Annotated in this window: 21 protein-coding genes; 16 read left to right on the top strand and 5 right to left on the bottom strand. The window is 73.5% G+C overall.

Translation table 11 applies throughout. The annotated features are described in order from the left end of the window. Position 1 precedes the first annotated feature (1 nt). On the bottom strand, positions 2–169 hold the full coding sequence (locus AC07DA_RS30135) for a hypothetical protein (protein ID WP_479131397.1): 168 nt from the start codon (positions 167–169) through the stop codon (positions 2–4). A 240-nt stretch (positions 170–409) separates the two neighbouring features. On the opposite strand from AC07DA_RS30135, the gene AC07DA_RS30140 reads away from it, so the two are divergent. From AC07DA_RS30140 to AC07DA_RS30165, 6 genes are all read left to right on the top strand, one after another. Next, the gene (locus AC07DA_RS30140) at positions 410–1,333 is read left to right on the top strand and encodes an LLM class F420-dependent oxidoreductase (protein ID WP_479131398.1); all 924 of its coding nucleotides are present in this window, start codon (positions 410–412) and stop codon (positions 1,331–1,333) included. A gap of 154 nt (positions 1,334–1,487) precedes the next feature. Continuing rightward, a complete protein-coding gene (locus AC07DA_RS30145) occupies positions 1,488–2,951 on the top strand; it encodes a 3' terminal RNA ribose 2'-O-methyltransferase Hen1 (protein ID WP_479131399.1) in 1,464 nt (487 codons plus the stop codon). Further along, positions 2,948–5,488, top strand: coding sequence for a polynucleotide kinase-phosphatase (locus tag AC07DA_RS30150; RefSeq protein WP_479131400.1), 2,541 nt, complete (start codon positions 2,948–2,950; stop codon positions 5,486–5,488). Before AC07DA_RS30145 ends, AC07DA_RS30150 begins: the two co-directional genes overlap by 4 nt. Positions 5,489–5,663: 175 nt before the next feature. Beyond that, positions 5,664–6,887, top strand: a complete 1,224-nt coding sequence (locus AC07DA_RS30155) for an arginine deiminase (RefSeq protein WP_479131402.1) — start codon at positions 5,664–5,666, stop codon at positions 6,885–6,887. A 91-nt stretch (positions 6,888–6,978) separates the two neighbouring features. After that, the gene (argF, locus tag AC07DA_RS30160; RefSeq protein ID WP_479131403.1) at positions 6,979–7,986 is read left to right on the top strand and encodes an ornithine carbamoyltransferase; all 1,008 of its coding nucleotides are present in this window, start codon (positions 6,979–6,981) and stop codon (positions 7,984–7,986) included. A 151-nt stretch (positions 7,987–8,137) separates the two neighbouring features. Further along, the gene (locus tag AC07DA_RS30165; protein WP_479131404.1) at positions 8,138–9,568 is read left to right on the top strand and encodes an amino acid permease; all 1,431 of its coding nucleotides are present in this window, start codon (positions 8,138–8,140) and stop codon (positions 9,566–9,568) included. On the opposite strand, the gene AC07DA_RS30170 is transcribed toward AC07DA_RS30165, so the two are convergent. Beyond that, positions 9,525–9,992, bottom strand: coding sequence for an ATP-binding protein (locus tag AC07DA_RS30170; protein ID WP_479131405.1), 468 nt, complete (start codon positions 9,990–9,992; stop codon positions 9,525–9,527). The two genes, AC07DA_RS30165 and AC07DA_RS30170, sit on opposite strands and share 44 nt — an antisense overlap. Positions 9,993–10,298: 306 nt before the next feature. Here AC07DA_RS30170 and AC07DA_RS30175 point away from each other — a divergent pair, with 306 nt between their 5' ends. Together AC07DA_RS30175 and AC07DA_RS30180 are read left to right on the top strand one after the other, a co-directional pair. Beyond that, positions 10,299–11,126 carry an enoyl-CoA hydratase family protein gene (locus AC07DA_RS30175; protein ID WP_479131406.1) on the top strand — a complete coding sequence of 276 codons (828 nt, stop codon included), beginning with the start codon at positions 10,299–10,301 and terminating at the stop codon, positions 11,124–11,126. After that, the gene (locus tag AC07DA_RS30180) at positions 11,111–13,522 is read left to right on the top strand and encodes a bifunctional salicylyl-CoA 5-hydroxylase/oxidoreductase (protein WP_479131407.1); all 2,412 of its coding nucleotides are present in this window, start codon (positions 11,111–11,113) and stop codon (positions 13,520–13,522) included. The genes AC07DA_RS30175 and AC07DA_RS30180 overlap by 16 nt, the downstream gene beginning before the upstream one ends. Here the strand turns inward: AC07DA_RS30180 and AC07DA_RS30185 are convergent. Further along, the gene (locus tag AC07DA_RS30185; RefSeq protein WP_479131408.1) at positions 13,506–14,333 is read right to left on the bottom strand and encodes a PaaX family transcriptional regulator; all 828 of its coding nucleotides are present in this window, start codon (positions 14,331–14,333) and stop codon (positions 13,506–13,508) included. The two genes, AC07DA_RS30180 and AC07DA_RS30185, sit on opposite strands and share 17 nt — an antisense overlap. Positions 14,334–14,348: 15 nt before the next feature. Further along, positions 14,349–15,977: an AMP-binding protein gene (locus AC07DA_RS30190; protein WP_479131409.1), complete on the bottom strand. Its 1,629-nt coding sequence runs from the start codon at positions 15,975–15,977 to the stop codon at positions 14,349–14,351. 126 nt (positions 15,978–16,103) lie between these two features. On the opposite strand from AC07DA_RS30190, the gene AC07DA_RS30195 reads away from it, so the two are divergent. Continuing rightward, positions 16,104–17,231 (top strand): acyl-CoA dehydrogenase family protein, encoded by a 1,128-nt coding sequence (locus AC07DA_RS30195; protein ID WP_479131410.1) that lies wholly within the window; start codon positions 16,104–16,106, stop codon positions 17,229–17,231. After that, positions 17,228–17,626 (top strand): RidA family protein, encoded by a 399-nt coding sequence (locus tag AC07DA_RS30200; RefSeq protein ID WP_479131411.1) that lies wholly within the window; start codon positions 17,228–17,230, stop codon positions 17,624–17,626. Before AC07DA_RS30195 ends, AC07DA_RS30200 begins: the two co-directional genes overlap by 4 nt. Before the next feature lie 6 nt (positions 17,627–17,632). On the opposite strand, the gene AC07DA_RS30205 is transcribed toward AC07DA_RS30200, so the two are convergent. Beyond that, positions 17,633–17,830 (bottom strand): DUF5999 family protein, encoded by a 198-nt coding sequence (locus tag AC07DA_RS30205; protein WP_479131412.1) that lies wholly within the window; start codon positions 17,828–17,830, stop codon positions 17,633–17,635. 245 nt (positions 17,831–18,075) lie between these two features. Here AC07DA_RS30205 and AC07DA_RS30210 point away from each other — a divergent pair, with 245 nt between their 5' ends. From AC07DA_RS30210 to AC07DA_RS30235, 6 genes are all read left to right on the top strand, one after another. Continuing rightward, on the top strand, positions 18,076–18,516 hold the full coding sequence (locus AC07DA_RS30210; protein ID WP_479131413.1) for a DUF6299 family protein: 441 nt from the start codon (positions 18,076–18,078) through the stop codon (positions 18,514–18,516). Between the two features lie 173 nt (positions 18,517–18,689). After that, entirely contained in the window at positions 18,690–20,279 is a 1,590-nt protein-coding gene (locus AC07DA_RS30215) for an ABC transporter substrate-binding protein (protein WP_479131414.1), read from the top strand. 20 nt (positions 20,280–20,299) lie between these two features. After that, complete coding sequence (locus tag AC07DA_RS30220; protein WP_479131415.1) at positions 20,300–21,268, top strand: ABC transporter permease; 969 nt, start codon at positions 20,300–20,302, stop codon at positions 21,266–21,268. After that, entirely contained in the window at positions 21,258–22,157 is a 900-nt protein-coding gene (locus AC07DA_RS30225; RefSeq protein ID WP_479131416.1) for an ABC transporter permease, read from the top strand. The genes AC07DA_RS30220 and AC07DA_RS30225 overlap by 11 nt, the downstream gene beginning before the upstream one ends. 104 nt (positions 22,158–22,261) lie before the next feature. Continuing rightward, positions 22,262–23,191, top strand: coding sequence for an ABC transporter ATP-binding protein (locus tag AC07DA_RS30230; protein ID WP_479131481.1), 930 nt, complete (start codon positions 22,262–22,264; stop codon positions 23,189–23,191). After that, the gene (locus tag AC07DA_RS30235; RefSeq protein ID WP_479131417.1) at positions 23,184–23,837 is read left to right on the top strand and encodes an ABC transporter ATP-binding protein; all 654 of its coding nucleotides are present in this window, start codon (positions 23,184–23,186) and stop codon (positions 23,835–23,837) included. Before AC07DA_RS30230 ends, AC07DA_RS30235 begins: the two co-directional genes overlap by 8 nt. Positions 23,838–23,841: the final 4 nt, after the last annotated feature.

The raw sequence follows: 23,841 nt of genomic DNA on the forward strand, positions 1-23,841 counted from the left end.
GCTACTCTGACCTGGCCTGATCTGCCTTCGATTCCATGGGTGAAAAACCCGCTTCAGATTGCAGATCGGAGAGATCCGCGTTCAACGCCGCCATCAGCTCCTCCATCTGCTGCAACAGCCCTTTCGGCTGTCCGGCCCCGTCCTGCTGCGGCACGGTCTCTTCGGACATGACGGCCTCCTCGGCCCCTGGCCCCCCGGGGAGGCCGACGCGGGTGACGCCCCGGCGGTGACCGGCCGGTGCGGAAGCCGGGGGCTCCGGCTCCGCCCGAGCCAACGATCACCGCCGGGGGCGGTCACTGGCCCGGTCACGCACGTCCAGCGGTATTGACGTAATTTCACCCGACCGGGGACGGGCCGGGACGGGGGACCGATCGCGTGATCCGGCGCCCCGGCGTGCAGGATGGAAGGCATGGATCTTCGCATCTTCACCGAGCCCCAGCAGGGGGCCACCTACGACACTCTGCTCGCCGTCGCCAAGGCCACCGAGGACCTCGGCTTCGACGCCTTCTTCCGTTCCGACCACTACCTGCGCATGGGCAACGTGGACGGCCTGCCCGGTCCCACCGACGCCTGGATCACCCTGGCCGGACTCGCCCGCGAGACCAAGCGCATCCGCCTGGGCACCCTCATGACCGCCGGCACGTTCCGGCTGCCCGGCGTGCTCGCCATCCAGGTCGCCCAGGTCGACCAGATGTCCGGCGGCCGGGTCGAGCTCGGCCTGGGCGCCGGCTGGTTCGAGGAGGAGCACAAGGCCTACGGCATCCCCTTCCCCAAGGAGAAGTTCGCCCGGCTGGAGGAGCAGCTGGAGATCGTCACCGGCCTGTGGGCCACGCCCCCCGGCCAGACCTACGACTTCCACGGCACCTACTACGACCTCACGGACTCTCCCGCGCTGCCCAAGCCGGCCCAGGCGAAGATCCCCGTGCTCGTCGGCGGTCTCGGCCCGACCCGCACCCCGCGGCTGGCCGCCCAGTACGCCGACGAGTTCAACATGCCCTTCGCCTCCGTCGAGGACAGCGAGCGCCAGTTCGCCCGGGTGCGCGCCGCCGCCGAGGAGGCCGGCCGCAAGGGCGACGACCTGACCTACTCCAACGCCCTCGTCGTCTGCGTGGGCCGGGACGACCAGGAGGTCGCCCGCCGGGCCGCCGCGATCGGCCGCGAGGTCGACGAGCTGAAGCTCAACGGCCTGGCCGGTTCCCCGGCCGAGGTCGTCGACAAGATCGGCCGTTACGCCGAGATCGGCTCGCGCCGCATCTACCTCCAGGTCCTCGACCTGGACGACCTGGACCACCTGGAGCTGATCTCCGCGCAGGTGCAGTCGCAGCTGCCGTAGCGGCCCGGCCCGTCCGCCTCCGATAAACGAAGGCGCTGGTGGGCACTGGTGTGCGAAGCTGTGGGCGTCGTCCTGCCGAGCCCCCGGGATCACCACTCCGGGGGCTTTCGCGTACGGCACCGCAGTCATCCGACCGGCCGGAGAGGCCCTCCGCATGTTCCTGACGATCAGTACCACCGGCACCCCACAGCGCCCCGCGACCGACCTCGGTTACCTGCTGCACAAGCATCCCGACAAGGCGCAGGCGTTCTCCACCTCCTCCGGCACGGCGCATGTCCTCTACCCCGAGGCGGACGCCCGGCGCTGCACCGCTGCGCTGCTGCTGGAAGTGGACACGGTGGCCCTGGTCAGGAAGGGCAAGGGCAAGGGCCGCGGCGGCGCCCCGGACGCGGCCCTCGCGCAGTACGTCAACGACCGCCCCTACGCGGCCTCCTCCCTGCTCGCCGTGGCGCTGGGCAACGTGTTCTCCAGCGCCATGAAGGGCGTCTGCCGCGCCCGCCCCGAGCTGCCCGGCCAGACCAGGCCGCTGCGTGTCGAGGTGCCCGCGCTGCCCGCCCGCGGCGGCCCGGCCCTCGTCGCCAAGCTCTTCGAGCCGCTCGGCTGGACGGTCACCGCCGAACCCGTGCCGCTGGACGGCGAGTTCCCCGACTGGGGTGACTCGCGGTACGTGCGCCTCGTCCTGGAGTCCGAGGCGCTCACCCTCGCCGAGGCGCTGCGCCACCTCTACGTCCTGCTCCCCGTCCTCGACGACGCCAAGCACTACTGGGTCGCCGCCGACGAGGTCGACAAGCTGCTGCGCGCCGGTGAGGGCTGGCTGCCCGGCCACCCGGAGCAGAGGCTGATCACCAGCCGCTACCTCTCCCGCCGCTGGTCACTGACCCGTCAGGCGACCGAGCGGCTGGAGCTCGTGCGGCTCGCCGAGGCCGACGACAGTGAGGTGGAGGCGATCGACAACGCCGTCGAGGCGGAGACCGAGACCGAGGAGAAGCCCACCCCGCTGGCCGTGCGGCGCCGCGAGGCGATCGTCACGGCACTGCGGAACTCCGGTGCCGCCCGGGTGCTCGACCTGGGCTGCGGCCAGGGCCAGTTGGTGCAGACGCTCCTCAAGGACCCGGCGTTCACCGAGATCGTCGGCGTCGACGTGTCCGTGCGCGCCCTCACCATCGCCTCCCGGCGGCTGAAGCTGGACCGCATGGGCGAGCGGCAGGCGTCCCGCGTCACGCTCCTCCAGGGCTCGCTCACCTACACCGACACCCGGCTCAAGGGCTACGACGCCGCCGTGCTCAGCGAGGTGATCGAACACCTCGACCTGCCCCGGCTCCCCGCCCTGGAGTACGCCGTGTTCGGCTCGGCCCGCCCGCGCACGGTCCTCGTGACCACCCCCAACGTCGAGTACAACGTGCGCTGGGAGACCCTCCCGGCCGGCCACGTCCGGCACGGCGACCACCGCTTCGAGTGGACCCGCGCGGAATTCCGCGCCTGGGCCGAGACGGTGGCCGAACGCCACGGCTACACCGTCGCGTTCGAGCCCGTGGGCCCCGACGACCCCGAGGTGGGACCGCCCACCCAGATGGCCCTGTTCACCCTGACGAGCCCGAAGGAGGCGAAGGCGGCATGACCGACGAGACCCAGGGGCGCGTGCTGCCCGTCACCGACCTGTCCCTCGTGGTCCTGATCGGCGCCTCCGGCTCCGGCAAGTCCACCTTCGCCCGCAGGCACTTCAAGCCGACCGAGGTCATCTCCTCCGACTTCTGCCGCGGTCTCGTCTCCGACGACGAGAACGACCAGAGCGCCACCAGGGACGCCTTCGATGTCCTGCACTACATCGCGGGCAAACGCCTGGCCGCCGGCCGCCGCACGGTCGTGGACGCGACCAGCGTGCAGTCCGAGGCCCGCCGCCAGCTGATCGACCTGGCCCGGCAGCACGACGTACTGCCCATCGCCATCGTGCTCGATGTGCCCGAGGAGGTGTGCGCCGAGCGCAACGCGGCCCGCACCGACCGCGCCGACATGCCCCGCCGCGTCATCCAGCGCCACACCCGCGAACTGCGCCGCTCCCTGCGCCACCTGGAGCGCGAGGGCTTCCGCAAGGTGCACGTCCTGCGCGGCGTCGACGAGGTCGAGCACGCCACGGTCGTCACCGAGAAGCGCTTCAACGACCTGACCCACCTCACCGGCCCGTTCGACATCATCGGCGACATCCACGGCTGCGCCGCCGAACTGGAGGCGCTGCTCGGCAAGCTGGGCTACACCGACGGCGTCCACCCGGAGGGCCGCACGGCCGTCTTCGTCGGCGACCTCGTCGACCGCGGCCCCGACAGCCCGGGCGTGCTGCGCCGCGTGATGTCCATGGTGAAGTCCGGCAACGCGCTGTGCGTGCCCGGCAACCACGAGAACAAGTACGGCCGCTACCTGCGCGGCCGCAACGTCCAGCACACGCACGGGCTCGCGGAGACCATCGAGCAGATGGCGGGTGAGAGCGAGGAGTTCGTCGCCGAGGTGCGGCGGTTCCTCGACGGGCTCGTCAGCCACTATGTCCTCGACGGCGGCCGGCTCGTCGTCTGCCACGCCGGCCTGCCCGAGAAGTACCACGGCCGCACCTCCGGCCGGGTCCGCAGCCACGCCCTGTACGGCGACACGACCGGGGAGACCGACGAGTTCGGCCTGCCGGTGCGCTACCCGTGGGCGGAGGAGTACCGCGGCCGGGCCGCCGTCGTCTACGGCCACACCCCGGTCCCGGAGGCCACCTGGCTCAACAACACCATCTGCCTGGACACCGGCGCCGTCTTCGGCGGCAGGCTCACCGCGCTGCGCTGGCCGGAGCGCGAGCTGGTCGACGTCCCCGCCGAGCGGGTCTGGTACGAGCCGCTGAAGCCGCTGCGCAGCGAGGCGCCCGGCGGCCACGACGGCCGCCCGCTGGACCTCGCCGACGTGCACGGCCGCCGGGTCGTGGAGACCAGGCACCACGGCCGGATCTCGGTGCGCGAGGAGAACGCGGCGGCGGCCCTGGAGGTCATGAGCCGCTTCGCGGTGGACCCGCGGCTGCTGCCGTACCTGCCGCCGACCATGGCCCCGACCGCCACGAGCCGCGTCGACGGCTACCTGGAGCACCCGGCCGAGGCATTCGCCCAGTACGAGCGGGACGGCGTCGCCCGGGTCGTGTGCGAGGAGAAGCACATGGGCTCGCGGGCGGTGGCCCTGGTGTGCCGCGACGCGGAGGCGGCCCGCAAGCGCTTTTCGGTGGACGGCCCCACCGGGTCCCTCTACACCCGCACCGGCCGCCCCTTCCTCGACGACGACACGCTCACCGAGGCGGTCCTCGACCGGCTGCGCACGGCGATCGGGGAGGCGGGCCTGTGGGACGAGCTGGAGACGGACTGGCTGCTCCTGGACGCCGAGCTGATGCCCTGGTCGCTGAAGGCGGCCGGTCTGCTGCGCTCGCAGTACGCCGCCGTCGGCGCCGCGTCCGGTGCGGTGTTCCCCGGCGCGCTGGCCGCGCTGCGGGGCGCGGCCGAACGGGGCGTGGACGTGTCCGGGCTGCTGGCCCGCACCGGTGAGCGAGCCGCCGACGCCGCCGCGTTCACCACGGCCTACCGCCGCTACTGCTGGACCACCGACGGCCTGGACGGCGTCCGCCTGGCACCGTTCCAGATCCTCGCGGTCCAGGGCCGCAGCCTGGCCGCCCTGCCGCACGACGAGCAGCTCGCCCTGCTCGACCGGCTCGTCGAGCACGACGGCAGCGGCCTCCTGCAGACCACCCGCCGGCTCTACGTCGACACCGCCGACCCCGAGTCGGTCCGGGCCGGCGTCGACTGGTGGCTGGAGATGACCGGCCGCGGCGGCGAGGGCATGGTCGTCAAGCCGGTCGGCGCGCTGGTCCGCGACGGCCAGGGCCGCCTGGTCCAGCCCGGGATCAAGTGCCGCGGCCGGGAGTACCTGCGGATCATCTACGGCCCCGAGTACACCCGCCCGGAGAACCTGACCCGCCTGCGCTCCCGCTTCCTCAACCACAAGCGCTCCCTGGCGCTCCGCGAGTACGCGCTCGGCCTGGAGGCCCTGGACCGCCTGGCCGGGGGCGAGCCGCTGTGGCGGGTGCACGAGGCGGTGTTCGGGGTGCTGGCACTGGAGTCGGAGCCGGTGGACCCGCGACTGTGACCGAACGGGCACCGGCCCACCCGCCGCCCACCTGCCCTTTACGGTGCCCGGCACCGAGCAACCTGGTGGGTCAGGAAGGCCCGCCGTCCGCCACCAGGTCCCGCTCGCCCCACAAAAGTCCGCAGAAACGTGTGAGCAGCGCGTCAACCCCGGCCCTGGCGGTCAGGATGAAGGCATGGCATACCACGTCCACTCCGAGGCCGGGCGGCTGCGCCGTGTCATCCTGCACCGGCCCGACCTCGAGCTCAAAAGGCTCACCCCGAGCAACAAGACCTCGCTGCTCTTCGACGACGTGCTGTGGGTGCGCAGGGCCCGCGCCGAGCACGACGGGTTCGCCGACGTACTGCGCGACCGGGGCGTCACCGTCCACCTCTTCGGTGACCTGCTGGCCGAGACGCTCGAGGTCCCGGAGGCCAGGTCCCTCGTCCTGGACCGGGTCTTCGACGAGAAGGAGTACGGCCCGCTGGCCACCGACCACCTCAGAGCCGCCTTCGAGAACCTGCCCGGGCGGGAGCTGGCCGAGGTGCTGGTCGGCGGCATGACCAAGCGCGAGTTCCTCGACGCGCACCCGGAGCCGACCTCCGTGCGCTTCCACGTCATGGAACTCGACGACTTCCTGCTCGGCCCGCTGCCCAACCACCTCTTCACCCGGGACACCTCCGCCTGGATCTACGACGGCGTGTCCATCAACGCGATGCGCTGGCCCGCCCGGCAGCGCGAGACCGTGCACTTCGAGGCGATCTACCGCCACCACCCGCTGTTCCGCGACGAGTCCTTCCGCGTCTGGTCGGAGGGGCAGGCCGACTACCCGTCCACCATCGAGGGCGGGGACGTGCTGGTCATCGGCAACGGGGCCGTGCTCATCGGCATGAGCGAGCGGACCACCCCGCAGGCCGTGGAGATGCTCGCGCACAAGCTGTTCGCCGCCGGCTCGGCCGAGACGATCGTCGCGCTCGACATGCCCAAGCGCCGCGCCTTCATGCACCTCGACACGGTGATGACGATGGTCGACGGCGACACCTTCACCCAGTACGCGGGTCTGGGCATGCTCCGCTCGTACACCATCGAGCCGGGCGTGGGCGAGAAGGAGCTGAAGGTCACCGACCACCCGCCGGAGCACATGCACCGGGCGATCGCCGCGGCCCTCGGCCTGAACGAGATCCGCGTGCTGACCGCGACCCAGGACGTGCACGCGGCCGAGCGCGAGCAGTGGGACGACGGCTGCAACGTGCTCGCCGTCGAGCCCGGCGTGGTCGTCGCCTACGAGCGGAACGCCACCACCAACACCCACCTGCGCAAGCAGGGCATCGAGGTGATAGAGATCCCGGGCAGCGAACTGGGCCGGGGCAGGGGCGGACCGCGGTGCATGAGCTGCCCCGTGGAGCGGGACCCGGTGTGACGCCCCGGACCCGCAACCGTATATACATGCTGAAGCTCGTATAGTATTCCAGGAGTCCGTTTCCCCGTTCCCGTATCCCTGGAGCGCCCCCATGGCGACAGTCCCGACCGCCCTCGCCGGCCGCCACTTCCTCAAGGAGCTGGACTTCACCGAGGAGGAGTTCCGCGGGCTGGTCGCGCTGGCCGCCGAGCTGAAGGCCGCCAAGAAGGCCGGGACCGAGACGCCGTACCTGCGGGGCCGCAACATCGCGCTGATCTTCGAGAAGACGTCCACCCGCACCCGTTGCGCGTTCGAGGTCGCGGCCGCCGACCAGGGCGCCTCGACCACCTACCTCGACCCCTCCGGCTCCCAGATCGGGCACAAGGAGTCGGTCAAGGACACCGCGCGGGTGCTGGGGCGGATGTACGACGCGATCGAGTACCGGGGCGACAGCCAGCGGAAGGTGGAGGAGCTGGCGCGGTTCGCCGGGGTTCCCGTCTACAACGGGCTCACCGACGACTGGCACCCCACCCAGATGCTCGCCGACGTGCTGACCATGACCGAGCACTGCGCCAGGCCGCTGACGGAGATCGCCTTCGCCTACCTCGGCGACGCCCGCTTCAACATGGGCAACTCCTACCTGGTCACCGGCGCCCTGCTCGGCATGGACGTCCGGCTCGTCGCCCCGAAGGCCTACTGGCCGGCGCAGGAGGTCGTCGACCGGGCCCGTGCCCTCGCCGAGACCAGCGGCGCCCGCGTCACGCTCACCGAGACGGTGGACGAGGGCGTCCGCGGCGCCGACTTCGTCGCCACCGACGTGTGGGTCTCGATGGGCGAGCCGAAGGAGGTCTGGGGCGAGCGCATCACCGCCCTCGCCCCGTACGCCGTGACCATGGACGTCCTGCGTGCCACCGGCAACCCGGACGTGAAGTTCCTGCACTGCCTGCCCGCCTTCCACGACCTCGGTACGAAGGTCGGCCGGGAGATCCACGCCGTGCACGGGTTGGACCACCTGGAGGTCTCCGACGAGGTCTTCGAGTCGGCCCACTCGGTCGTCTTCGACGAGGCGGAGAACCGGATGCACACCATCAAGGCGGTCATGGTGGCGACCCTCGCCTGAACCGGCCGTGACGGCCTGCTCCGGCCAAGTCGTCACAACCCTCGCCTGAACAGGCCTTATGCTGACCGGCGGCCCGGAAACACCCCCCTCCGCGGCCGTCCGCGCGACCCACCCGTCGCACTCCGCACCACCAGAAACGAGCACCACCCGCATGCCCCGCTACAAGTCGCCCCACCTGCTGGTGGCCGAATCCGGCGCCGACCGCGAAGGTCACGGCCTCAAGCGCACGATGGGCCTCTTCCAGCTCGTCTGCTTCGGCGTCGGCGCGATCGTCGGCACCGGCATCTTCGTCGGCCTGTCCGACTCGGTCGCCCAGGCCGGTCCGGCCGTCGTCGTCTCCTTCGTCCTGGCCGCGATCACCTGCGTCTTCACCGCGTTCGCCTTCGCCGAGCTGGGCGGCGCGATCCCGGTCTCCGGCTCCTCGTACTCCTTCGCCTACGCCGGACTCGGCGAGGGCACGGCCTTCCTCGTCGGCTGGTGCCTGCTGCTGGAGTACGGCGTGTCGGTGTCCGCGGTGGCGGTCGGCTGGAGCCAGTACGTCAACGAGCTCCTCGACGGCCTCGTCGGACTGCGGCTGCCCGCGGCCCTGTCGGGCGGCCCCGCCGAGGGCGGCGTGATCAACCTCCCGGCGGTGATCGTCATCGCCATGGCCGCCGTCCTGCTGGTCCGCGGGGTGCGCGAGAGCGCCCGGGCCACGGCCGCGATGGCCGTCCTCAAGCTGGCCGTGCTCGTCGCCTTCGTCGCGATCGGCTTCACCGCCTTCGAGGACGGCAACCTCACCCCGTTCTCGCCGGAGGGCCTGGCCGGCATCGGCGCGGGCACCACCGCCGCCTTCTTCTCGTACATCGGCTTCGACGCGATCACCACGGCCGGCGAGGAGGCGAAGAACCCCCGCCGGGACATCCCGGTCGCCATCCTCGTCTGCATCGGCCTGGTCACCGTGCTCTACTGCGCGGTCGCGCTCGCCGCCATCGGCGCCATCGGCGGCGACGCGGTCGGCGGCCGGCCCGCCGCGCTGTCGTACGTGGTCAACCAGGTCACCGGCTCCACCGTCGGCGGCGGTGTGATCGCCTTCGGCGCGGTCGTCGCCATCGCCTCCGTGGTGCTCGCCGTGATGTACGGCCAGACCCGGATCCTCATGTCGATGTCCCGTGACGGGCTCATCCCGCGCGTCTTCGAGCGGGTCTCGCCGAAGACCTCCACGCCGGTCGCCGGCACCCTGATCGTCGCGCTCGTCTTCGCGGTCCCCGCGGCCTTCGCGCCGCTGGACGCCGTGGTCAACCTGTGCACCATCGGCACGCTCGCCATCATGGCCGTCGTCAACGTCGCGGTCATCGCCCTGCGCCGCCGCGAGCCGGGCCTCGACCGCACCTTCCGCGTGCCGCTGTACCCGGTCACGCCGCTGCTCGGCGTCGGCTTCTGCCTGTACCTGATGTACGAGACGGGCCGGGCGACATGGGTCCAGTTCGCGGTGTTCCTGGCGGTGGGCGCCGCCCTGTACCTGCTCTACGGGCGCCGGAACTCGCGGCTCGGCCGCCTCACGCCGACGGACGCCGCTGAGCGGGAACCGCAGGCAGTCTGAACCACACGGCCTTGCCCGACTCCGTGGGCCGGTGACCGCAGGAGGAGCTCAGGGCGCGGATCAGCAGCAGACCGCGCCCGTGCTCCTGCCAGGGGTCGGGCGGCCCGCCGGCCGGACAGGTGAGGTCGCCGGGCGGGGCCGGGTCGGTGTCGTGCACCTCGACCTGGCAGCCCGACGGCATCAGCTCCACGACCAGCTCTATCGGCGTCTCGCCGGTGGTGTGCTCCACGGCGTTGGCCACCAGCTCCGCGGTGAGCAGCTCGGCGGTGTCGCAGTCCGCCCCGTGCTCCAGCTCGGCCAGCGCCGTACGGACGAGGGCACGGGCCACGGGCACCGCCGCGGCGGTGTGCGGCAGCGCGACGCGCCAGGAGGCGGGGGCTGAGGGGAGTTCGTACAAGGCGGGTCCGTTCATGGAGCAGGACATCCTGCTTTCAACCTTATGCATGGTACGGCGCCACTTCCCGGACGTGTCCGAGGGGCACCCGCGGGGCCCCGTCGCCCCCTTGCCGACGGCTTACCCAGGTGAACGCGGTGCCGCGCACGGCTGCTCCCACCGTTACGCCGGTGTGGACGATCTGTGACGGATGTGACCGGCCCGGGTCGTGCACCGGGCTCACCGGATTCCTACCCGGGCGGCCTATCGCGCACTCATGACGACAGTCACGGATGAGTGATAGCTTCGGGGGGTAGAGCTCAGAGAGGCAGTGCCCGCCCGAGGAGGCCGCCCGTCATGAGTCCCTTCACCGGCTCCGCCGCCCGCACCCCGGACTGGGAGCATCTGCGCGTCGGCTTCACCGACGGCGTCGCGACCGTCACCCTGGCCCGCCCCGCCAAGCTCAACGCGCTCACCTTCGGCGCCTACGCCGACCTGCGCGACCTGCTCGCCGAGCTGTCCCGGGAGCGGTCCGTCCGGGCCCTGGTGCTGGCCGGCGAGGGGCGCGGATTCTGCTCCGGCGGCGACGTCGACGAGATCATCGGCGCCACGCTCGCCCTGGACACCGCCCAGCTGCTCGACTTCAACCGGATGACCGGCCAGGTGGTCCGCGCGATGCGCGAGTGCCCTTTCCCGGTGATCGCCTCCCTGCACGGCGTGGCGGCGGGCGCCGGGGCGGTGCTGGCCCTGGCCGCCGACTTCCGCGTCGCCGACCCCACCACGCGCTTCGCGTTCCTCTTCACCCGCGTCGGGCTCTCCGGCGGCGACATGGGCGCGGCCTACCTGCTGCCCCGGGTCGTCGGCCTGGGGCACGCGACCCGCCTGCTGATGCTGGGCGACCCGGTCCGCGCCCCCGAGGCGGAGCGCATCGGCCTGATCAGCGAACTGGCGCCGGAGGGCGAGGCCGACGCGACGTCCCAGCGGCTGGCCCGCCGCCTGGCGGAGGGCCCGGCCCTGGCCTACGCCCAGACCAAGGCCCTGCTGACGTCCGAGCTGGACATGCCCCTGGCGGCCTCGATCGAACTCGACGCCTCGACCCAGGCCCTGCTGATGACAGGCGAGGACTACGCCGAGTTCCACGCGGCGTTCACCGAGAAGCGCCCGCCGAAATGGAGCGGACGATAGTGGACGTCCCCGAAGGGGCGCGGGCAACCGCGCGACAGGCCACCACGCACCCGCAGCCGCACCACGGCACCGGCCACCCCCTGCGCGTCGCCGTCATCGGCGGCGGCCCCGGCGGCCTCTACGCCGCCGCCCTCCTCAAACGCCTCGACCCCACCCGCGAGATCACCGTCTGGGAGCGCAACGCCCCCGACGACACCTTCGGCTTCGGTGTGGTCCTCTCCGACGAGACCCTCGGCGGCATAGAGCACGCCGACCCCACGGTGTACGAGGCCCTGCGGCGGGACTTCGTCCGCTGGGACGACATCGACATCGTCCACCGCGGCGTACGCCACACCTCCGGCGGCCATGGATTCGCCGCCCTCGGCCGCCGGCGCCTGCTGGAGATCCTCCACGGCCGCTGCCGCGACCTCGGCGTCCGGCTCCGCTTCCGCATCGGGGCGCCCGACGACCTCCCGCACACCCACGACCTGGTCATCGCCGCGGACGGCGTCCACAGCACCACCCGCGAGAGGTACGCCGACGTCTTCCGCCCCCGGGTCACGGCCCACCGCTGCCGCTACATCTGGCTCGCCGCCGACTTCGCCTTCGACTCCTTCCGCTTCGACATCGCCGAGACCGAACACGGCGTGATGCAGCTGCACGGCTACCCCTACGCCCGCCCGTCGCCCGACCACCACCCCGCGACGAGGCCCTCCGGGCCGCAGAATCAATCCGGCGCCTCCACCGTGATCGTCGAGATGCGCGAAGAGGTCTGGCACGCGGCCGGCTACGACGAGCTCGGCGAGGCCGAGTCGGTCGAACGCTGCGCCAAGATCTTCGCCGAGGCGCTCCACGGCCGGCCCCTGCGGTCGAACAACTCCACCTGGACGAGGTTCCGCACGGTCGTCAACGAGCGCTGGTCGCACGGCAACGTCGTCCTGCTCGGCGACGCCGCCCACACCGCCCACTTCTCCATCGGCTCCGGCACCAAGCTGGCCGTCGAGGACGCCCTGGCGCTGGCGGCCTGCCTGGAGGAGCGGGACTCCCTGCCCGAGGCGCTGGCCGCCTACGAGGCGGAGCGGCGGCCGGTCGTGGCGTCCACGCAGCGCGCGGCCCGCGCCAGCCTGGAGTGGTTCGAGGACATCGCCCTCTACCTGGGCCAGCCGCCCCGCCAGTTCGCCTTCAACCTGCTCACCCGCAGCCGTCGCGTCACCCACGACAACCTCCGCCTGCGCGACGCGCGCTTCACCCAGGCGGTGGAGCGCGAGTTCGGCTGCCCGCCGGGCACGCCCCCCATGTTCACCCCCTTCCGGCTGCGCGGCCTGACCCTGCGCAACCGGGTCGTCGTCTCGCCCATGGACATGTACTCGGCGGTCGACGGCGTCCCCGGCGACTTCCACCTCGTCCACCTGGGCGCGCGGGCGCTGGGCGGGGCCGGGCTGGTGATGACGGAGATGGTGTGCGTCAGCGAGCAGGGCCGGATCACCCCGGGCTGTGCCGGCCTCTACACCGGACGGCAGACCGAGGCCTGGAAGCGGATCACGGACTTCGTGCACGCGCAGGCCCCCGGCACGGCGATCGGCGTGCAGCTCGGCCACAGCGGGCGCAAGGGCTCCACCAAGGTGATGTGGGAGGGCATGGACGAGCCCCTTCCGGAGGGGAACTGGCCGCTGGTGGCCGCGTCGGCACTGCCGTACAAGCCGTTCAGCCAGATCCCGCGGGAGCTGTCCCGCGCCCAGCTCACCGATCTGCGCGAGCAGTTCGCCGCCGCCGCCTGCCGTGCCGCCCGGGCCGGCTTCGACCTGCTGGAACTGCACTGCGCCCACGGCTACCTGCTCTCCGGCTTCCTCTCCCCGCTGACCAACCGCCGCACCGACGCCTACGGCGGCAGCCTGGACAAGCGGCTCCGCTTCCCGCTGGAGGTCTTCGACGCCGTGCGGAACGCGTGGCCGGGGGAGCGGCCCATGACGGTCCGCGTCTCCGCGACCGACTGGGCCGAGGGCGGGACGAGTGCCGAGGAGGCCCTGGAGATCGCCCGGGCCTTCGCCGCGCACGGCGCCGACGCGATCGACGTGTCGACGGGGCAGGTCGTGGCCGACGAGCGGCCCGACTTCGGACGGTCCTACCAGACGCCCTTCGCGGACCGCATCCGCAACGCCACCGGCGTCCCGGTGATCGCGGTCGGCGCGATCTCCTCCTGGGACGACGTCAACTCCCTGGTCCTGGCGGGCCGCGCCGACCTGTGCGCCCTGGCCCGCCCGCACCTGTACGACCCGCACTGGACCCTGCACGCGGCGGCCGAACAGGGTTACACGGGCCCGGCCGCCGCCTGGCCCGCCCCCTACCGCGCGGGCAGCCGCCGCCCCCGGACGGGCCGCACGGACGCACCCAAGCCCCGGCTCACCCTGGGGAGTTGAGCGGCCCCACGAACGCGGCCCCCGCGTCCCGCAGGCGTTCGTGCAGCCCCCGGAACACCGCCGACGAGCGGACACCCGGCCAGTCCCCCGGCAGCAGCGCGGCGGGCAGGCCCGGGTCGGTGTAGGGCAGGTGGCGCCAGGAGTCCAGGGCGAGGAGGTAGTCGCGGTAGGCCTCCTCCGGCGGGGTGTCCTCGCGCTTCTCCCAGGCGCGCAGGACGTGTTCGTGCCGGTCGAGGAACGCCTCGTGCTCCTTGGCGATGGCGGCCAGGTCCCACCAGCGGGCCACGGCGTCGGCGGTCGGGGCGAAGCCCAGGTGCTCGCCGCGGAAGAAGTCGACGTACGTGTCGAGCCGCAGCCGCTGCAGGGTGTGCCGGGTCTCCTCGTACAGCCGCGCGGGCGCGATCCACACGCCCGGGGCGGCCGTGCCGAAGCCGAGGCCGGACAGGCGGGAGCGCAGCACGTGCCGCTTCTGCCGCTCCGACTCCGGCACCGAGAACACCGCCAGCACCCAGCCCTCGTCCCGCGGCGGCGCCGCCGCGTAGATGCGCCGGTCGCCGTCGTCGAGCAACTGGCGGGCGTCCGGGGACAGTTCGTACCCGGCCGCACCCTGGGCGGTGCGGGCGGGCACGAGCAGTCCGCGTCTCTTGAGCCGCGACACCGAGGAGCGTACGGACGGGGCGTCCACGCCGACCGCGGCCAGCAGCCGGATCAGTTCGGCGACGGGCACGGGGCCCGGGACGAAGCGCCCGTACGCGCCGTAGAGCGTGACGATGAGAGACCGTGGTGCATGCTGGTCGGACACGTTGATCATCTTAGGTCGTACGGATCAGTCCCGGGGGCTCCCGGTGCGCGGGCCTTCGGCGGCGAGGCCTTCGGTGCGCAGCCGGAACCGCTGGAGCTTCCCGGTGGCCGTGCGCGGCAGCGCGTCCAGGAAGACGATCTCACGCGGGCACTTGTACGGCGCCAGCTCGCCCTTGACGAAGGCGCGCAGCGCCTCGGCGTCCCGGTCGGCGCCCTCCTTCAGCACGGCGAAGGCGACCACGACCTGGCCGCGTTCCTCGTCGGGCCGTCCGACGACCGCCGCCTCCACCACGTCCGGGTGGCGCAGCAGCGCGTCCTCGACCTCGGGTCCGGCGATGTTGTACCCGGCCGAGATGATCATGTCGTCGGCGCGGGCGACGTACCGGAACCAGCCGTCGGGTTCGCGGACGTAGGTGTCGCCGGTGATGTTCCAGCCGTCACGCACGTACACGCGCTGCCGCGGGTCGGCGAGGTAGCGGCAGCCGACCGGTCCGCGCACGGCGAGGAACCCGGGCTGCCCGTCGGGCACCGGCTCGCCGTCGGCGTCCTGCACACGGGCCTGCCAGCCAGGCACGGGAACGCCCGTCGTGCCCGGGCGGATCTGTTCGTCGGCGGCGGAGATGAAGATGTGCAGCAGTTCGGTGGCGCCGATGCCGTTGATCAGGCGCAGGCCGGTGCGTTCGTGCCAGGCCCGCCAGGTCGCCGCGGGGAGGTTCTCGCCGGCCGAGACGCAGCGGCGCAGGGACGAGATGTCGTGGCCGTCGAGCTCGCCGAGCATCGCGCGGTACGCGGTGGGGGCGGTGAACAGCACGGAGACCCGGTGCCGGGCGACGGCCGGCAGCAGCCGGCCGGGGCCCGCCTGCTCCAGCAGCAGGGCGCTGGCCCCGGCCCGCAGCGGGAAGACGACCAGCCCGCCCAGTCCGAAGGTGAAGCCGAGCGGGGGACTGCCCGTGAACACGTCGTCGGCGCGGGGCCGCAGCACGTGCCGGGAGAAGGTGTCGGCGATCGCCAGCACGTCCCGGTGGAAGTGCACGCAGCCCTTGGGGCGGCCGGTGGTGCCGGAGGTGAAGGCGATCAGCGCCACGTCGTCGGCCGCGGTCGCGACGGCCTCGAAGGGGGCCTCGGGGGCCGGGCGGTTGAGGAGGTCGTCCGGCGCGTCGCCGCCGTAGGCCGTGATCCGCAGGCCGGGGACCTCGGCCTTGGCGAGGTCGTCGACGGAGCGGATGTCGCACAGCGCGTGCCGCACCCGGGCGATCTCGCACATGGTGCTCAGCTCGTGCGGGCGCTGCTGGGCGAGCACGGTGACCGCGACGGCCCCCGCCTTCAGCACCGCCAGCCAGCAGGCGGCGAGCCACGGGGTGGTGGGGCCGCGCAGCAGCACCCGGTTGCCGGGGACGACACCGAGTTCACCGGTGAGCAGGTGGGCCACGCGGTCGACCCGGGCGCGCAGATCGGCGTACGTCCACCGCTCACCGGCGGGGGTGAGGAAGGCGGGCCGGTCGCCGGGCTGGCCGGTCAGCAGTGCGGCGGCGCAGTTGAGCCGTTCCGGGTAGCGCAGCTCCGGCAGGTCGAAGCGGAGCTCGGGCCATTGGTCCGGGGGTGGCAGGTGGTCGCGCGCGAAGGTGTCGACGTGGGCCGTGCGCCGTGCGTGCATACGGTTCGCCCCCTCGGCGTGGTGGGCTCGCCCCTGGAGCGTATCGTGTTGGTGACGGCAGTCAACGGTCCGCGATAGCCTCGGAGTGGCCCGGCCGGACGCAGGGTGGCGCAGAAGGGACCGGCGATGACCGCATTCTCGCTCGAACCGGCACAACTCGCCTGGTGCGCCGAGCTGCGCGCCCTCGCGGCGGAACGGTTGCGCCCGCTGGCCGACAAGGGCGAGCCGGGCCGGGTCAACCGGGCCCTGGTCGCCGAACTGGGCCGGCTGGGCCTGCTCCGGCGCCTGTTCGGCTCGGGCGCGCTCGACCTGTGCCTGATGCGCGAGTCCCTGGCCCGGGCCTGCACGGAGGCCGAAACGGCCCTGGCCCTCCAGGGCCTGGGCGCCCACCCGGTCCACGCGCACGGCACCGGGAGCCAACGGGCTCGCTGGCTCCCCGGGGTGGCCGACGGCACCACGATCGCGGCCTTCGCCCTCAGCGAGCCGGGGGCGGGCTCGGACGCGGCGGCGCTGGAGCTGGCCGCCCATCCCGACGGCCCCGCCCGCTGGCGGCTCTCCGGCGAGAAGTGCTGGATCTCCAACGCCCCCGAGGCGGATTTCTACACCGTCTTCGCGCGGACCACTCCCGGTGCCGGCGCCCGTGGCGTCACGGCGTTCCTCCTGCCCGCCGACCGCCCGGGACTGACCGGCCGCGGGCTCGACATGCTCGCGCCGCACCCCGTCGGCGCACTCGACTTCGACGGTGTGCCGGTCACGGCCGACGACGTGCTCGGCGAGGTCGACCGCGGCTTCCGGGTGGCCATGGGCACGCTCAACCTGTTCCGGCCCAGCGTCGGCGCCTTCGCCGTCGGCATGGCGCAGGCGGCGCTCGACGCGACCCTCGCCCACACCGCCCGCCGCGACGCCTTCGGCGGCAAGCTGCGCGACCTGCAGGCCGTCGCCCACCAGGTCGCCGAGATGGCCCTGCGCACGGAGGCGGCCCGGCTGATGGTCTACGCGGCGGCGACGGCGTACGACGCCGGTGCCCCGGACGTGCCCGGGCGCTCCGCCATGGCGAAGCTGTTCGCGACCGAGACCGCCCAGTACGTCGTCGACACGGCCGTCCAGCTGCACGGCGCCCGGGCGCTGCGCCGCGGCCACCTGCTCGAGCACCTCTACCGCGAGGTGCGCGCCCCGCGCGTCTACGAGGGGGCCAGCGAGGTCCAGCGCGGCATCATCGCCAAGGAGCTGTACGCCCGGCGGGAGGCCCGGTGAGCATCGAACGCGTCAACCCGCCCGGCCTGTCCCCGCCGGCCGGCTTCTCCCACGCCGTCGTGGCCTCGGGCTCGCGCGTGGTGTTCCTGGCGGGGCAGACCGCCCTCGACGCCGACGGGAAGGTGACCGGGGCGACCCTGCCCGAGCAGTTCGAGAAGGCCCTCGCCAACCTGCTGGCCGCCCTCTCGTCGGCCGGTGGCACCCCGGCCGACCTGGCCCGCGTCACCGTCTACGCCACCGACGTCGCCGCCTACCGCGCCCACGCCCGGGAACTGGGCCGCCTGTGGCGGCAGCTCGCGGGCCGCGACTACCCGGCGATGGCGGTCGTCCAGGTGGTCCGGCTGTGGGACGAGGAGGCGCTGGTCGAACTGGACGGCTTCGCCGTCCTGCCGTGACGCCGCTCACCGGTCAGGCCGCGGCGGCCGCCTGCTCCGCGCCCACCGGGCGGGGCTCCACCATCCGTCCGGCAGCAGTTCACCGCCGTCGTCGAAGACGATCGCCCCGTCGCACAGCAGGCTCCAGCCCTGCTCGGGACGGGCGGCGACGACGTGCGCGGCGGGGGAGCCGGTCGCGGGGCACAGGGGCTGGTGGGCACACATGGCGCACCTCCACGTCGGTAGGGCCGTCCGAACGGCTCGAACGACTCGTACGGACCGACCATCCTCCCGCCCCGGACTGATCGGAACGACGCGGCCGGAAGCGTGACACGCCCCGGACCGTCCCCGGACGGTCCCGCGACGCCGGGTGCGGACTCGCCACCGCAGGGGTGAGGGTCACGGGCGGCGGCCCGGAGGGCCGGTACGAGTGGGAGTCGGTCATTCCACTCCTTCCGGGAGGTTTCCCCATGCGTGTACGTCCCCTTCTCGGCGCGGCGGCCGGTGCCGCGCTGCTGGCGCTGGCCGGCGCCGGAGCGGCCCCGGCCGCCGCGTCCGCCGTCGCCCCGTACGAGTCCGTGACCGTCGACGCGGTGGGCCGGATCGCCGCCGACGGCACCGTCACCCTGTCCGGCACCTACCGCTGCGCCGGCTCCAGCGGCCCCGTCTTCGTCAGCTCCTCCGTCAGCCAGGGCATCCCCACCACCCGCTACGGCGTCGGCGGCACCCGGGCCGTGTGCGACGGAGCCGTGCACCGCTGGGTGAACACGGGCCGCCCCGCGTCCGGCGCACTCGTGCCCGGCGCCGCGCGCGTCGAGGCCACCCTGATGGAGCTGCGCACCTTCAGTGGCCTCCCGCTGCCCACGTTCCGCGCGACCTCGGGGCAGGACGTCTCCCTGGTCCGGGGCTGACCCACGGCCTGAACGGACCGGCGGCGGGCCCGTTTTCGAGGGCGCGCCGCCGGTCCGCGCGCGTCGGTGACCTGGCCCTTCCGCACCGCGGTGGTGCGCGACCACCCCCCTTGGCTGTTTAATTGCGAGGTCTTGGCAACAACCTGACTAGCGCAACAAGGGTGTGAGGTCACATGTCGACCCGTCGGATACGAGGGGCCGCCGTCACGGCGGCGCTGGCCGCGGCGGTCACCGCCTGCTCCGCTCCGGGCAGCGGCGGCTCGGGCGACGGCACGTCCGCCGGATCCGTCGTCATCGGAGTGGCCTCCGAGCCGGACACGCTGAGCCCGCTGCTCGGCTACGGCAAGGACGGCAACTCCAAGATCTTCGACGGGCTCCTCGCCCGCGACGCCGGCCTGAAGCTGAAGCCCGCCCTGGCGGCGTCGCTCCCGGAGGTCACCGACGGCGGCCGCACGTACACCTTCACCCTGCGCGACGGCGTGACGTTCAGCGACGGTGAGCCGCTGACCGCCGACGACGTCGTCTACACCTACCGGACCGTGCTCGACGCGAAGACGAACAACACCTTCAAGAGCGAGCTGGACGCCGTCAAGGAGGTCCGGGCCAAGGGGGACGACCAGGTCGTCTTCACCCTCAAGTACCCCTACGCCCCCTTCGCCGCCCGCACGGTCCTGCCCATCGTCCCCGAGCACCTCGCGGGCAAGCAGGATCCCAACACCGGCTCCTTCAACACCAAGCCGGTCGGCACCGGACCGTACGTGCTGACGAAGTGGAGCAAGGGCGAGAAGCTCACCTTCAAGGCCAACCCCCGCTACTGGGGCGGCGCGCCCAAGGTGAAGACCCTCACCATGGCCATCGTCGCCGACGACAACGTCCGCGCCACCCGCCTGCGCTCCGGCGACCTCGACGGCGCCGTCCTGCCGCCCAACCTCGCCGCCACGTTCAAGAACGACGACGGCAAGCGCACCTACCAGGCCCGGTCCTACGACTTCCGGGCCGTCACCCTGCCCACCGCGAACGAGGTCACCGGCGACCGCGCGATCCGGCGGGCCCTGGACGCCGCCGTCGACCGGAAGGCCATGGTCGACCGGATCCTGGACGGGGCGGGCCGCCCGGCCTACGGGCCGCTGCCCGTCGACGACCCGGCGTTCAGCAAGGCCGTCGAACGCGCCCAGGACCTCGCGAAGGCCAGGAAGATCCTGGACGAGGCCGGCTGGAAGACCGGCGCGGACGGCATCCGCGCCAAGGACGGACAGCGGGCGTCGTTCCGCCTCTTCTACCCCTCCGGCGACAAGGTCCGCCAGGACCACGCCCTCGCCTACGCCTCCGACGCCAAGAAGGCCGGCATCGACGTGCGGGTGGAGAGCGCCACCTGGGAGGTCATCGAGCCGCGCATGAAGGACACCGCCGTCCTCGCCGGCTTCGGCAGCACCGGCGACCCCGACTTCGGCCTCTACACCCTGCTGCACTCCTCCCTCGCCGGCGACGGCTTCAACAACATGGCCCGCTACGACAACCCGGCCGTGGACCGCGCCCTCGACAGTGCCCGCCGCAGCCAGGACCCCGGCGAGCGCCGCTCCGCCTACGACACGGTGCAGCGCGCCCTGGTGCAGGACCCCGGCTACACGTTCCTCACCCACATCGACCACATGTACGTCCTGGCCGACCGCTGGGACGGCCTGAGCACCCAGCTGGAGCCGCACGAGCACGGCTTCGCCAGCGGCCCCTGGTGGAACGTCGAGGACTGGCAGCCGAAGAAGTGAGCCGCCTGCCCTGGGGAGCCATGGCACGGCTGGCGGGGCGGCGGGCGCTGTTCGCCGTCCCCGTCCTGCTCGTCGTCACCTTCGGCGTGTTCGCCATCGCCGCCGCCTCCCCCTTCGACCCCGTCAAGGCCTACGCCGGCACCGCCGCGCTCGGCGCCGACCAGGAGACCCTGGACCGGCTGCGCGACAACCTCGGCGTGGACCGGCCGTTCGCCGTCCGCTGGTGGGACTGGCTGACCTCCGCGCTCACCGGCGACCTCGGCCACTCCAGCGTGCTGCGCCAGCCGGTCGCCCAGGTGATCGGCGAACGGCTGGTGTGGTCCGCGCTGCTGTGCGCGGTCGCCTTCGCCGCCGCCGTGCTGGTGGGCACGGTCCTCGGCGTGCTCGCCGCCCGGCGCCCCGGCTCGGCCGTCGACCGGGCCGTCACCTCCCTCGCCTACACCCTGGAGGCGGCCCCGGTCTTCTGGATCGCGCTGCTCGCGATCTGGCTGTTCGCCCTCCAGTGGGACCTCCTGCCGGCCGGCGGCCTGACCGACACCGGCAGCGAGCAGGTCACCTTCGGCCAGGTCGCGAGCCACCTCGCGCTGCCCGCCGGGGTCCTCGCGGTCTCCCAGCTGCCCTGGTTCACGCTGTACGTACGCCAGGGCGTCGGCGACGCGCTCGCGGAGGACCCCGTGCGCGGCGCCCGCGCCCGCGGCCTGAGCGAACGCACCGTGCTGCTCGGGCACGCCCTGCGCTCCGGGCTGCTGCCGGTGCTCACGCTCATCGGCTCCCGCGTGCCCGAACTCATCACCGGGGCCCTGCTGGTGGAGAGCGTCTTCAGCTGGCCGGGCATCGCCGCCGCCACCGTGGAGGCCGCCACCGCCGTCGACTTCCCGCTGCTGGCCGGGCTGACGGCCCTGGCCACCGCCGCCGTGCTCGCCGGCAACCTGCTCGCCGACCTGCTCTACGGACTGTTCGACCCGAGGGTGAAGCTCAGTGACATGTGACGCACCGGCACCCGCCGGCTCCCCGGCCGAGAGCGCCTGGCGGTCGCACGGACCCAGGCGCCGCTCCACCCGCGCCCTGCGCGTGCGCACCTCCGCCGCGCTGGTGGCCGTGACCGTCCTGGCCGTGCTGCTCGTGCCGCCGCTGGCCCAGCTCGACCAGCAGGCCGTCGACCTCGCCGCCAAGCTCGAACCACCCTCGCTGCGGCACCCCTTCGGCACCGACGACGTCGGCCGCGACCTGCTGCTGCGCTGCGTCTACGGACTGCGCGTCTCCCTGCTGGTCGGCGTCGCGGCGGCGCTGACGGCGACCGTCGTCGGCACCGCCGTGGGCGCGGCGGCCGGGGCGCTGGGCGGCTGGGCCGACCGGGCGCTGATGCGGGTGGTCGACACGTTCTCGTCCGTGCCGCACCTGCTGCTCGGCATCTTCATCGTCGCGATGTTCCGGCCCGGGGTGTGGCCGGTGGTGATCTCGGTCGCGCTCACGCACTGGCTGTCCACGGCCCGGATCGTGCGCGCCGAGGTGCTGTCGCTGCGCTCGCGGCCGTACATCGACGCGGCCGTCTCCGGCGGGGCGTCCCGGTGGCGGGTGGCCGTACGGCACCTGCTGCCGGCCGTGCTGCCGCAGGCCGCCCTCGCCGCCGTGCTGATGGTGCCGCACGCCATGTGGCACGAGTCGGCCCTGTCCTTCCTCGGCCTCGGTCTGCCCACGCACACGGCGAGCCTCGGCACGCTCATCCAGACGGCCCGCGGCTCCCTGCTGGCCGGCCAGTGGTGGCCGACCCTCTTCCCCGGCCTGTTCCTCATCGTCCCGACCCTGGCCATCGCCGGCCTGGCGGGGGCGTGGCGGGAGCGGCTGCACCCCCGTCACCGATCGGAGCTGATGCTGTGAGCACCGGAACCGGAACCGGACCCGGGCCGGCCGGCACGGAAACCGGCCCCGCGCCCCGCCGGGTCCCCGTGCTGTCCGTGCGTGACCTCTCCGTGCGGTTCCTCATGCCCGCCGGGCGGCGCGTCGCGGCGGTCACCGGGGCCCGGTTCGACGTGGTGCCGGGGGAGTGCCTCGCCCTCATCGGGGAGAGCGGCTGCGGCAAGTCCGTGCTGGCCTCCGCCCTGCTGGGCCTGCTCCCGGGCAACGCGCAGACCGCCGGCTCGGCCCTGCTGGGCGACCTGGACCTGCTCACGGCCGGGGAGCGGACCCTCGCCCGCACCGTACGGGGCCGGCTCATCGGGCTGGTCCCGCAGAGCCCGGCCGCCCACCTCACGCCCGTACGCACCGTCCGTTCCCAGCTGGAGGAGACGGTCGCCGCCCTGACCGCCACCCGGGGGCGGACCGCCCTGCGCGCCGCCGCCGAGGCCGCCGCCGAACGGGCCGCGTTCCCCGCCTCCCACCTCGACCGGTACCCGCACGAGCTGTCCGGCGGCCTCGCCCAGCGCGCCGCCACCGCCCTCGCCCTGGTCGGCGACGCCCCCCTGCTGCTCGCCGACGAACCCACCACCGGTCTCGACCGCGACCTGGTGGACCGCACGGTCGACGAACTGCGCCGGCACGTCGACGACCCGGGCGGGGGCCACGGCGGCGGACGGGCCCTGCTGATGATCACCCACGATCTGGCGGCGGCCGAGCGCATCGCCGACCGGGTCGCGGTCATGTACGCGGGGCGGATCGTCGAACTCGCCGACGCCACCGCCTTCTTCGGCGACCCGGGCCCCCGTCACCCCTACAGCCGCGGCCTCCTCCAGGCCCTGCCCGACCGCGCCTTCACGCCCGTGCCGGGCATGCCGCCCGAACTCGGCGACCTCCCCGACGGCTGCGCCTTCGCCCCCCGCTGTGCCCGGGCCACCGACCTCTGCACCGGCCAGGCGCCCCCGCCCGGAGCGGTCGCCTGCCACCACCCGCACGTGCCGGAGGACGTCCGTGCTTGAACTGCGCTCCATCACCGCCGGATACACCAGGAACGCCCCGGTGGTCCGGAACGTCTCCCTGACCCTGGCCCCGGGCCAGTCCGTCGGGCTGCTCGGCCCGAGCGGCTGCGGCAAGTCCACCCTGGCCCGGGTCGCGGCCCTGCTGCACCGCCCCGACTCGGGCACCGTCCTGCTGGACGGCACACCCGTACGGCACTGGCGCCACCGCGCCCCGCGCGAGCAGCGCACCGCCTTCGGGGTCGTCTTCCAGCAGGCCAGGCTCTCCGCGGACCCCCGGCTGCCGCTCACCGACCTGATCGCCGAGCCGCTGCGCGCCACCGGCCGCGCCCGGGAGATCCCCGGCCGGATCGCCGAGCTGGTCCCCGCGGTCGGCCTCACCCCCGACCTGCTGACCAGGCGGCCGCACGAGGTCAGCGACGGGCAGTTGCAGCGCGCCTGCCTGGCCCGCGCCCTGGTGCTGCGCCCGCGGGTGCTGGTGTGCGACGAGATGACCGCCATGCTCGACGCGTCCACCGCGGCGGCCCTGGTCGCCGCCGTCGAGGACTACCGCGCCGCGACCGGCGCCGCCCTGCTCGCCGTCGGCCACGACCGCACCCTGCTCCGGCGCTGGTGCGACCGCACCGTCCACTGGGACGCCCTGTCCTGAGACC

This window comes from Streptomyces sp. NPDC044921 (assembly GCF_056432865.1).

Bases quoted from the DNA above. Each gene is read 5' to 3' on its own strand.
- AC07DA_RS30135 (WP_479131397.1), bottom strand. From the start codon at position 169: ATGTCCGAAGAGACCGTGCCGCAGCAGGACGGGGCCGGACAGCCGAAA.
- AC07DA_RS30140 (WP_479131398.1), top strand. From the start codon at position 410: ATGGATCTTCGCATCTTCACCGAGCCCCAGCAGGGGGCCACCTACGAC.
- AC07DA_RS30145 (WP_479131399.1), top strand. From the start codon at position 1,488: ATGTTCCTGACGATCAGTACCACCGGCACCCCACAGCGCCCCGCGACC.
- AC07DA_RS30150 (WP_479131400.1), top strand. From the start codon at position 2,948: ATGACCGACGAGACCCAGGGGCGCGTGCTGCCCGTCACCGACCTGTCC.
- AC07DA_RS30155 (WP_479131402.1), top strand. From the start codon at position 5,664: ATGGCATACCACGTCCACTCCGAGGCCGGGCGGCTGCGCCGTGTCATC.
- argF (WP_479131403.1), top strand. From the start codon at position 6,979: ATGGCGACAGTCCCGACCGCCCTCGCCGGCCGCCACTTCCTCAAGGAG.
- AC07DA_RS30165 (WP_479131404.1), top strand. From the start codon at position 8,138: ATGCCCCGCTACAAGTCGCCCCACCTGCTGGTGGCCGAATCCGGCGCC.
- AC07DA_RS30170 (WP_479131405.1), bottom strand. From the start codon at position 9,992: ATGTCCTGCTCCATGAACGGACCCGCCTTGTACGAACTCCCCTCAGCC.
- AC07DA_RS30175 (WP_479131406.1), top strand. From the start codon at position 10,299: ATGAGTCCCTTCACCGGCTCCGCCGCCCGCACCCCGGACTGGGAGCAT.
- AC07DA_RS30180 (WP_479131407.1), top strand. From the start codon at position 11,111: ATGGAGCGGACGATAGTGGACGTCCCCGAAGGGGCGCGGGCAACCGCG.
- AC07DA_RS30185 (WP_479131408.1), bottom strand. From the start codon at position 14,333: ATGATCAACGTGTCCGACCAGCATGCACCACGGTCTCTCATCGTCACG.
- AC07DA_RS30190 (WP_479131409.1), bottom strand. From the start codon at position 15,977: ATGCACGCACGGCGCACGGCCCACGTCGACACCTTCGCGCGCGACCAC.
- AC07DA_RS30195 (WP_479131410.1), top strand. From the start codon at position 16,104: ATGACCGCATTCTCGCTCGAACCGGCACAACTCGCCTGGTGCGCCGAG.
- AC07DA_RS30205 (WP_479131412.1), bottom strand. From the start codon at position 17,830: ATGTGTGCCCACCAGCCCCTGTGCCCCGCGACCGGCTCCCCCGCCGCG.
- AC07DA_RS30210 (WP_479131413.1), top strand. From the start codon at position 18,076: ATGCGTGTACGTCCCCTTCTCGGCGCGGCGGCCGGTGCCGCGCTGCTG.
- AC07DA_RS30215 (WP_479131414.1), top strand. From the start codon at position 18,690: ATGTCGACCCGTCGGATACGAGGGGCCGCCGTCACGGCGGCGCTGGCC.
- AC07DA_RS30220 (WP_479131415.1), top strand. From the start codon at position 20,300: ATGGCACGGCTGGCGGGGCGGCGGGCGCTGTTCGCCGTCCCCGTCCTG.
- AC07DA_RS30230 (WP_479131481.1), top strand. From the start codon at position 22,262: ATGCCCGCCGGGCGGCGCGTCGCGGCGGTCACCGGGGCCCGGTTCGAC.